Raw genomic sequence first — 9067 nt, 5'->3', positions numbered from 1 at the left:
CCACAAGGTCCATGGATATCCGTTCATCTTCGTCTTCGTCCTTTTCGTCCTTTTCAAGGGTCAATGCCTGTTCCCGAATCTTGTCGAGGGTCTCCTCGACGATGGTCTTGAGACCATAGTACTTCTCAAGCGCCTGCTTCAGCTCGTCCTCGGTGACGATGAGGGGCTCTATCTCCATCTTGACCATTCTCGCCACGTTGTCCATGGCGTCTATGTCGAGGGGATCGACCATGGCGAGCTTGAGGACGTTGTGCCTGCGCATGACGGGGATAACCATGGAATTCTTGGCGATGTCCGTGGTGATGAGTGTGACGACGTCCTCGGGGATCTCGAGCTCCTTGAGATCGATGATGGGGATGTTGAGCTGCTTGCTGACGGTATCGATGATCTCTTTCTCGGAAAGCATCCCCAGCTTGACGATGACCTTGCCGAGCTTGTCGCCATATTTCTTCTGCTCCGTGAGGGCCCGAAGAAGGTCCTTTTCCGTCAGCTTCTTCGCATCAAGAAGCAATTCCCCAAGTCTCTTGCGCATTCTTGCCATTACTTTTTGCCTTCGAGATATTTCAGTCTTTCCAGGACTCCATTCCTCTGCGCGTCCGATGGCTTTGCCAGGCTGAGATATTGCCGGTAGTATTTCACGGCTTCTCCGGTCTGGCCGAGGTTGTCCTTGATGACGGCGTAGGAGAGAAAAAGAAGCGGGTCTTTCGGGTTCTTTTTCATCGGCGCTTCCATGACCTTCTCCGCGTCCTGAAATCTTGCCTGGGTCCGCAGGACAGCGCAGAGGTTCATGTAGGGCTCGAGACCGTTCGGATCGAGGGAGATGGCCTTGCGGAAATACTCCTCCGCCAATTGGGCCTGCCCCTCGGACATCATGACAAGGCCCAGGTTGTTGTACGCCTTCGGGTAATTGGCATCATATTCGAGGACCCTTTTGAAATATGAGACGGCCTCCTTCCTGTTGCCCTGCGAAGCCGCGATGACCCCGAGATTGTTGAGAGATTCCAGGTGACCCGGCCTTCTTGCGAGAATATCGTTGAATATCCTCCGGGCATCACCGGTCCGACCGGAGTTTATCGCCCTGAGAGCCTCGTTGTATTGAGCGTCTATCCTTTCTTCGTCAGTCCTTCTTACCCTCGTCCGCCGGATAAGCTCCTCTCCGGGATCCTCTTTCTCTTTCTGGTAGGCGCCCGCGACCACCCGCGGACTCCGGACTGTTCTCACATCCTGCCCGTCTGCCGGAGACCGCGGAACCGGCGTTTTGCCGCCCACGACAGGTTTCACAGCGGATGGCGCCTTTGCGGCGCCGGGTCCGGGTGTCTCCTTTTTTGCGGAAAGACCCTGCTGCTGCGACGGACCCGCCCCTTTCTTTTCTGTCACGGCTCGTGACTCTGCCGCTGCCAGTGCCGTTCGGGTCGCCTGCGGTTTCGCCTCCGGCCCCGAAACATTCTGCACCGGACCGGGTGTCTTTGCGACACCGGGGGGTGAGGACACCGGGACCTTCGGCTGCCGCGGGGGCAGGGCTTTCCCCTTATGGAACGCCGGGATGTAGAGATAGGCGACCACCGCGACGGCGAGAGCCAGAACAACCGCGATCAGTGCGACAGACGGTTTTTTTTTAGCCCCGGGCTCGTTGCCGCCGACAGGAATGCCGGACGCGTTCCCTTTTCTCTGTTCCTGTGCCTTCTTCAGGGCATCATGGATTATGCTCATCTATGCGTACCCTCACCTGACGTAGATGATCTTCGGGGTCAGAAACACGACAAGTTCGGTGTTCCTCTTCTCTTCCGTATCCATCCTGAAAAGCTGGCCCAGGATAGGGACGGAACTGAGGCCCTTTATCCCCGTCCTGTCCTTGAACTTTCTCTCCTGGATGAGGCCGGCTATCACCACCGTTTCACCATCCTTTATCCGGACGATCGTATCGGCTTCCCGTGTCGTGATGACAGGCACCCTGCCCTGCGAGTCGGGGTTGGGAGAATTGACATAGCTTGATATCGTCGAATACACCGGGTGCACGCTCAGTATGATGTTGCCGTTCTCATCGATCTGCGGGGTCACATCGAGAACAATGCCCACGTTCATGAATTTCGGGGTGTACGTGGCGACGGGAGTGGCGCTTCCACTGGTGTAGGCCAAGGCCTCGTCAAAGTAAACCTCCTGCGTCGTCGCCTTGATAACGGCCCTCTGATTGTTGAGTGTCGATATCTTCGGATTCGAGAGCACCTGCGTCTCGTATTCGGATTGCAGCGCCTCGACGTAGGAATTGGAGATATCGAGTTCTCCCGAGGAAGGAGACCCGACAAAGAAACGGAACACCGGCTGCGTGATGCTGAAATCAGCGGGCATGGTGAAGTTCTGCGTGACGCTGATGTTCGCGAAGCTTCCCACCCTCGCGTTCACCAGGCTCCAGTTGATACCCTGCCGCGATCCGACGTTCAGTATCACCTCGACTATCTTCGCCTCGATGAGGATCTGCCTATGCATCGGTTTTTCAAGGCCGTCAAGGAGCATGGAGATACTCTTCAGGTTCTTCGGGTAGTCAGCCACCATGATGGTGAACGCCTGCCTGTTTATCGCGAGCTTTCCATCCTTGGACAGCATGGGCTTCAGGTTGTCTTCAAGGCTTTTCCACAGGTCCGATTCGGTCTCGCTCTTTATTTCGAGGGTCTTGTCTTCGCTGCTCGTGGTGCCGGAAGAGGTCGTGGTGCTGGACGAACCTCCTTCCTTCCATGTCACCTTGCTTGTCGCTGTCTTTTTCAGGGAAAGATAGTTGATCGTGAATATCTTCGTTTCCACCTTGGGCCTGGAAACGTAGACGGTCCTGTCCTCGATCTTGTACGCGTAATTGAGCGGCTCAAGTATATATTCGAGCGCCTTCGGCAGGGTAACCTGTTTCAGATCGACGGTGGTGAGACCCTTCACGTCAGGTTCGACGACAACATTGTACTCTGTCTGCTTTGCAATGGCGCGAAGGATGTCCTTCACGTCCGCCTCGCGAAGCGAAAAGGAATAGAGGTCTTCGGCCTGCCTTGCCGCGGCCTTCGGCTCCTTATCCACCTGGAACGAAACCGGGCTCGGTATATCGGGTGGTTTCGTCGCGCTCTTCTGCGCCGCTTTCTCGGAATGCGCGCAGGAAAGAAGAAAACAAAGCAGGACTAAAGGGATCCATCTCATCTTCATTTGGCCCTCTCAGTGGCTTTTGGTTTTGTCGTGAGCGCCTCCTCGGTGGTGACGGCATCGGGATCGGCAAGCGTCAGGGTGCGCCTGACGGCGCCGCGGGCGAGCACCACCCTGTCCCTGCCTATCTCCACGACCTTTTCGTTCCCTATCATATCGCCCTTTTTAACCACATCACGATCTATCACCGCCACCCTGTCGCCGCCCCGCTCGAGGATCGCGGCAAGCCTCACCGCGGTGCCCTCTTCCCTGCCCTTTTTCCCCTTGATGGCGGGAAGCATGAAAGGGTCCGACGACCAGCTCACCGCCAGTTTGTCGAACTGCGGTTTCACGGCAGCCACAGCCGTCTCCGGTTTCCCCGGGGTCTGCTGCGCCTGGGTCTGCTGCCCGGCAGGGGCCGGCGGAGCGGGGGGCGCTGCCTGCTGCGGTTGCGGCTGTCCTGTCTGCGGCTTTGCCGCTTGTGTCTGCGCCTCAGCGGGTGGGGCCGGGGGAACAGGCCCCTTCGGCTTTTTCTTGCCCGTGAAGAAATGAACGTACCCCGCGATGAGGAGCAAGACGATGCAGAGGATGAGGACGGGTTTACTTACCTTCACGCGTTCTCTCCTTGAGGGCCTTGAACTCTATGACAAACCGGCCGGAAAGGACCGGGTATTCCTTCTCATCACAGGCGATCCGCGCCTGCTTGATGCTCCCGTATGCCGTCCGTGCCGACAATTCCTCGAGGAACTGCCCCATGTCAAGGAACCTCCCCTTGATACCCATCTCGAAGACGGGATGGACAATGTTCTTGTGCGAGATCTCCATCGTCTCATAGTGGCCGCTCAAGCGCTCAAGGCTCATCCCCTTTAGCTTTGCCGCGTGGACAACACCCGCCATGTATTCCCCCATTCGGCCGACCGCGGGGGCTCGGGTGAGAAACTCATCGTAGGACTTCTTCAGGGTCTCCTGGGTCTGCACCTGCTGGGTCATGGTCAGCAGACTTGTCTCCAGGGCCTTGCGCTCCTGCAGGACGGCGTTGAGTGAGTTCTGCCCCTTTTTCGCCTGCGCGTTTATGGGCATATAGACCGCGAACACCCACAGAAGGATGATCGCCACGGCGGGACCCGCAAGCCACAAAAGGTTCTTATAGCTCATGCTTCGCGCACCTCGCTGATAAAGCGAACTCCATCACCGGCCTTCCCCGCACCGTCTTGCTCTCCTTGTTCAAGACCTCGACGTGCCGGATAAAACCCGACCCATTGAGGGACAAGAGGAGATCAAAAAGCTTGAGTTCCAGGGCATCCGCCTCGGCAAAGATGTATCCCCTCAAGATCAGCGGGTATTCATTCTCCGAGGTCTTCTGCCCCGCATCCTGCTTCGCCTCGGTGGTCTTCGCCGGGGGCGACGGCGGGGGCGCGGAACCGGCAGCCTGTTGAGCCTGCCCGGGCGCCGCCGGCGCATCGACGGGGAATTGCTTTCCGAATTCCACCGATTTGAGGTAGACGCCGGTCGGGGTCTTCGACGAGAGATACTTGAGGAGAGTCACGAAGGTGATGTCCTTTTTCTGGATCTCGTTCCGTATGAAGCCGATATCCCCGGGGTCCATGAACGTACTGACCGTCTTGAGCCCCAGGCCTTCGATGCCTTTCTTGATCTGCTCCAGCGTGCCTTTCTCCGCCTTGAGTCTCAGGTCGGCGTTCTTTGAGGTGCGCCACATCCCCAGGGAAAGAAGGATGAGGACCGCGGCGATCATCACCGTGCCCAGCATGGCGAAGCGCTTGAGGACCCTGCTCGTCTCACGCCTCTTCGCCCCTTCCGGAAGGAGATTGGGCAAGACATCGATGTTCATGCAGAGCGCCTGGGCAGGGATGTACTTTTCCTCGATCGTGTGAAGGGACGCGAGACGGTCCACCTGCTCCACCAGCATCTCCTCGAGCTTTTCCATGAACCTGGGGATATTCGCGCCCCGACCCGTCACATACACCTGGGTGACCGCCTTGTCGGGATAATGCTGGTTGTAGACGCTGAACGTGCGCTGGACCTCGCCGGCAAGGCGTTCGAAGGGTATCTTGAGTATCTCCGTCAACTCCGCGTCGAAGCCCCGCTCGCGCTTGTACTGTTCGGCCTCATCATAGGACAATCCCGGACCGCTCATGAGGGCGTCGGAAAAACTCTCCGAGGCGGTGAGTATCTCCCGCGCGAACATCAGACGGCGGCCGTTCGCGATGTAAAGCCCCGTCTGCCTTCCTCCAATATCGACGACCGCGATGGACCTCTCACCCACCTCCCCCAGCGCGTACACGTAGGCGAAGGCGATGTCGGTGACGAGAACGACGTCCCGGAATCCGGCCTGCTGAAAAGCTGATTGAATGCGCTGAATGAATCCCTTCGAGGTCCCGACAAAGAGGACCTCGTCCTTCATGACGCCCTTCTCCTCCATCCTCCCCAGCATCATGTGCTCGTACACCATGTCATCGAGCGACATGGACAGGACCTTCGCGGACGTCCAGTTGAGGGCGTCTCGCTGTTCCTTTTTTGGAAGGATCGGTATGGTGAAGGTCTTCTTGATGATATCCGGGGACGAGACACCCACGGCCACTTCCAGGTCCGTGCCTTCCTTCATCCGGATATCCTCGAGGATAAGCCTGAGGTCTTCGAAATCCCCCTTGTAGGGATAATCACCCTGTGAGGTTATAACACTGCTGCCCGCCGAGCCCTTGCACCGTACGTACTTGACGCTGACGGTCCCTATATCCACACCAAGGATATCCAAGCTCACCCCGTATTATCTGGCAGAAACGGTACGACCGGCCTCATGCCACACGTGGTACGAATATTGTAAAGAGTAGTGATATCAAATAGTTGGTGACATATCCCAAGGTGACTAATCAATATTTGACCATATCTCTCGATAATTCCCATAATTATAAGTACTTTTATATGGTTTTCACGGAAATATGTCAACAGGAAAATCCCCGCCTCGGATTGCCGGTGTATCGATCGGATCATCGCTTGCGGGGATTTCGGATCGTTGTGCCAGGATCAGGCTGGAACGTCCGGCTTGAGCGCGGTCAACGGTGTGTCGGGACCCCGCAGGTGCTTGCGGCAGCGACCAGTTCCCTGTCCAGCGTGGCCAGTTGCGCGTCTATGCGCATGGCCAGTTCAAGGTAGGCCGCGTCGTAAGATGAAAGCCCGTATGTTCGGGCCACTTCGTAGAGCCGCCTGATATAAGGAAAACCCCGGGCTTCATCTGTCTCCATCGGGAATCGCGGAAGAAGCCCCATGATTCTCTGAACATCAACCTCTTTCAGCATCCTTTTTCGTTCCGCCACGCAAAGCACGTTTGTCATTTCATACCACCACAGCATTGGAACATGCAATGTCCGGGAATCGGAATGTTCAGAAAAGAAGCGGTTGACCTGCGAAGAGGCTTTGTCCGGCAGGAAAAGCGCCGCCGCGAAGGAGCAGTCTATGACCCATTTTGTCAACGTTTCCTGCCTTCATTGATCAATTCCTTGATATCGTAACCGCCTTTCACGCGCTTTCTTATGGCGGACAATTCGGTGAGAATCTCATCCACCGATGCCGCGTCTTCCTCCGCGGCAGGGATCAACCGCGCGACAACCTTACCTCTTCGCGTGATCGTGATCGTCCGTCCTTTCTCGACCTCCTGGAGAAGCTGCGAAAGGTGAGTCTTGGCGTCAAAAGCGCTCACGGTGTTCTCTTTCACTTTCATTTAACCAGTATATTAAACCAGTCTGTTGTTGTCAAGCGCCAGGTCGAAGCTGGAAAGCAACTCGGCTCTGTATCCTGAGAAGTGTACATTTGCCTCAAGAAGCTCGCGCAGAAGAGATGGAAGCAGGCGATCGGCGACGGCCATCTGAACGTCCCCTATTTCCTCCTGCTTCAAGCACATTGACATAGCCTGCAATGACGGGTATGTTTTGTATACATGGTATCCGGGAGGCATCTGCAAGCAAACAGGGGGCGGAAAAGATCGAACCTGTCAGCTCCCGGGTCTCGAAAGACCCGCTTTTGAGTATGGACGAGATCGCCAAGTCGAGAATAAGGAAAAGGGGAAAGAATAGCGAGAAAAGGATGAAGGAACGCATGGCATATGCGGCGCGGAGAAGAGAGAGGGGTTTCACATCCATAGAGCTTGTCATCGTCATCGTGGTCATGAGTTTGCTCAGCGCATCCATCATCATCAAGAACCCCTTCACCATAAAGGACTACAGTTCCATAGCCGCCGACCAGCTCATCGCGGACATACAGTACGTGCAGATGCGGGCAATGGGAATGAGAATATCCCAGACCATTCAACTCCGCGTTGATGGAGGCGACTACGGCATATACACTGTGGCGGGAGCACGCAAGACATTGCCTGGCAATGTGAAAGTGACAGGCACCAGCGGCTTTGCCGGTCCAATAACATTCAACTCTATTGGAGAGCCGAACTACTATGGTACGATAGACCTGTCGGGGGGCAAGACGGCGGGAGGACAGACGATCAGGGTGTACGCTTCCACGGGGAAAACAGTCATTGAGTAGAACGAACGATAAAGGCTTTACGCTGATCGAACTCATCATGTTCATAATAATCGGCGCGATCTTTTTGCCTGCGTCCATGATCGCCTTCACAAGCGTCATGAGCAATTATTCAAGACCGGATTACTATGTGAAGGCGAGATTCTATGCTGATAAGAGAATGGCGGAGATCACGAGCACGCTGTATGATAACGTTACAGCAGGGAACTTATCATGCTATACCACTTCTTCTCCTGTTGATTCTGATTTTAGAATAGAATGGGCCTCTGACGACAAGTATAAAACCGCGTGCCGTATTGAGACAGTCAATCCCTTCGACTTAAGCACAAAATCCCCGACGAGCAGTTATTATAAAAGGGTCACTGTAACAGTCAAGCATTCTGACCTACTAATTGATGAGATCTCAACCATTATCACGAGAAGACCGAACATGCCATGATGATCTGGAGTGAAAACAAAGGCTTTACCATTATAGAACTCGTTACGGTGATAGTCGTGCTCTCTATTCTCGGCATATTCACTTTCTCTTTCATGGACAATGCCATAAGAACTTACAGGCTCGTCAAGGAACAAAGCCCCCTCTACGCGGACGGCGCCTGTATTATGGAGCGGATCACCCGGGAGTTGAGTGATGCGACTGTCATTAGCACAACAGACGTCCCGCAGTATCCATCATGGTCGAGTGTATTGAAGTTCAACACACCAGCGCATCCTTACCGCTCCGCCAAAGAAGTAACTTTTAAACAGAGTGGCAGAGATTTGGTTAGGAACGAAAACTCGGGTGAGTTTATTCTTGTTGGTAGCAACATAAATATACCAGCAGACGCAACCGACTACGGGTTTAGAGTAACAAGGAATCCCCCTACTGGCACCGGCCAGGAAACCATCACGGTTGAACTCAAACTAACCAGTCTTAGCGATCCCTCCATCCCTCCTTTTGTGCTGAGAACAACGGTTATTCCGAACAACTACGACAGCAGCTACGGTGAAACTGGCAGGTCATTTGGCGGCAACTATTATGAAACGATTCAATAACGATAAAGGCAGTATGCTTGTCATCCTCGTTATCGCCATGACGGTGATAGCGATTCTTGGCGCCGCCTTCGTATCTATGGTGAGTTCAAAGCAACAAGGTTTCACGCTTTTGCTCAACGGCCAACGCGCGACCATGATAGCCAGGGCAGGTCTTGAGTGGGCGATACGGTTCGCATCAGAAGGAAATATCGTGAAGGGTAGTAACATGCCTTTTGATCCGGATAACCCCAACGAAGGCTCGTTTAGCACAAAGTATGATGAGAAAACAGATGTTCTGACCGTTGATGGCACGTATCAGGGAACCACACAAAGAATAACCCTTTCAAAT

Annotated in this window: 12 protein-coding genes; 4 read left to right on the top strand and 8 right to left on the bottom strand. The window is 54.8% G+C overall.

Annotation, left to right across the window (positions count from 1 at the left end):
* The 8 genes from GXX82_05855 to GXX82_05820 form a co-directional block, all read right to left on the bottom strand.
* On the bottom strand, window positions 1-541 hold a 541-nt coding region (locus tag GXX82_05855; GenBank protein NLT22552.1), incomplete at its 3' end, for a hypothetical protein.
* Window positions 541-1710: a tetratricopeptide repeat protein gene (locus GXX82_05850; protein NLT22551.1), complete on the bottom strand. Its 1170-nt coding sequence runs from the start codon at window positions 1708-1710 to the stop codon at window positions 541-543. The genes GXX82_05855 and GXX82_05850, both read right to left, overlap by 1 nt.
* Before the next feature lie 12 nt (window positions 1711-1722).
* Entirely contained in the window at window positions 1723-3180 is a 1458-nt protein-coding gene (locus GXX82_05845; GenBank protein ID NLT22550.1) for a hypothetical protein, read from the bottom strand.
* On the bottom strand, window positions 3177-3770 hold the full coding sequence (locus GXX82_05840) for a hypothetical protein (GenBank protein ID NLT22549.1): 594 nt from the start codon (window positions 3768-3770) through the stop codon (window positions 3177-3179). The genes GXX82_05845 and GXX82_05840 overlap by 4 nt, the downstream gene beginning before the upstream one ends.
* The gene (locus tag GXX82_05835) at window positions 3757-4311 is read right to left on the bottom strand and encodes a hypothetical protein (GenBank protein ID NLT22548.1); all 555 of its coding nucleotides are present in this window, start codon (window positions 4309-4311) and stop codon (window positions 3757-3759) included. Before GXX82_05835 ends, GXX82_05840 begins: the two co-directional genes overlap by 14 nt.
* Window positions 4301-5929 carry a pilus assembly protein PilM gene (locus GXX82_05830; protein ID NLT22547.1) on the bottom strand — a complete coding sequence of 543 codons (1629 nt, stop codon included), beginning with the start codon at window positions 5927-5929 and terminating at the stop codon, window positions 4301-4303. Before GXX82_05830 ends, GXX82_05835 begins: the two co-directional genes overlap by 11 nt.
* A 298-nt stretch (window positions 5930-6227) precedes the next feature.
* A complete protein-coding gene (locus GXX82_05825) occupies window positions 6228-6644 on the bottom strand; it encodes a type II toxin-antitoxin system VapC family toxin (GenBank protein ID NLT22546.1) in 417 nt (138 codons plus the stop codon).
* Window positions 6641-6892 carry a type II toxin-antitoxin system prevent-host-death family antitoxin gene (locus tag GXX82_05820; GenBank protein ID NLT22545.1) on the bottom strand — a complete coding sequence of 84 codons (252 nt, stop codon included), beginning with the start codon at window positions 6890-6892 and terminating at the stop codon, window positions 6641-6643. The genes GXX82_05825 and GXX82_05820 overlap by 4 nt, the downstream gene beginning before the upstream one ends.
* A gap of 203 nt (window positions 6893-7095) precedes the next feature.
* Here GXX82_05820 and GXX82_05815 point away from each other — a divergent pair, with 203 nt between their 5' ends.
* The 4 genes from GXX82_05815 to GXX82_05800 form a co-directional block, all read left to right on the top strand.
* Entirely contained in the window at window positions 7096-7707 is a 612-nt protein-coding gene (locus GXX82_05815) for a hypothetical protein (protein ID NLT22544.1), read from the top strand.
* A complete protein-coding gene (locus GXX82_05810; GenBank protein ID NLT22543.1) occupies window positions 7700-8143 on the top strand; it encodes a prepilin-type N-terminal cleavage/methylation domain-containing protein in 444 nt (147 codons plus the stop codon). The genes GXX82_05815 and GXX82_05810 overlap by 8 nt, the downstream gene beginning before the upstream one ends.
* Window positions 8140-8739, top strand: a complete 600-nt coding sequence (locus GXX82_05805; GenBank protein ID NLT22542.1) for a prepilin-type N-terminal cleavage/methylation domain-containing protein — start codon at window positions 8140-8142, stop codon at window positions 8737-8739. The genes GXX82_05810 and GXX82_05805 overlap by 4 nt, the downstream gene beginning before the upstream one ends.
* The coding region (locus GXX82_05800) for a hypothetical protein (protein NLT22541.1) at window positions 8723-9067 on the top strand (345 nt) is incomplete at its 3' end. The genes GXX82_05805 and GXX82_05800, both read left to right, overlap by 17 nt.

The sequence above is a fragment of the Syntrophorhabdus sp. genome (assembly GCA_012719415.1).
In the GTDB taxonomy this organism is placed as follows: Bacteria; Desulfobacterota; Syntrophorhabdia; order Syntrophorhabdales; family Syntrophorhabdaceae; genus Delta-02.
This window is presented reverse-complemented; position numbering and strand designations above follow the sequence as displayed.

Excerpts from the sequence above, each read along its gene's own strand:
- GXX82_05805 (NLT22542.1), top strand. The coding sequence starts at position 8,140 with ATGATGATCTGGAGTGAAAACAAAGGCTTTACCATTATAGAACTCGTT.
- GXX82_05820 (NLT22545.1), bottom strand. The coding sequence starts at position 6,892 with ATGAAAGTGAAAGAGAACACCGTGAGCGCTTTTGACGCCAAGACTCAC.
- GXX82_05850 (NLT22551.1), bottom strand. The coding sequence starts at position 1,710 with ATGAGCATAATCCATGATGCCCTGAAGAAGGCACAGGAACAGAGAAAA.
- GXX82_05815 (NLT22544.1), top strand. The coding sequence starts at position 7,096 with ATGTTTTGTATACATGGTATCCGGGAGGCATCTGCAAGCAAACAGGGG.
- GXX82_05835 (NLT22548.1), bottom strand. The coding sequence starts at position 4,311 with ATGAGCTATAAGAACCTTTTGTGGCTTGCGGGTCCCGCCGTGGCGATC.
- GXX82_05845 (NLT22550.1), bottom strand. The coding sequence starts at position 3,180 with ATGAAGATGAGATGGATCCCTTTAGTCCTGCTTTGTTTTCTTCTTTCC.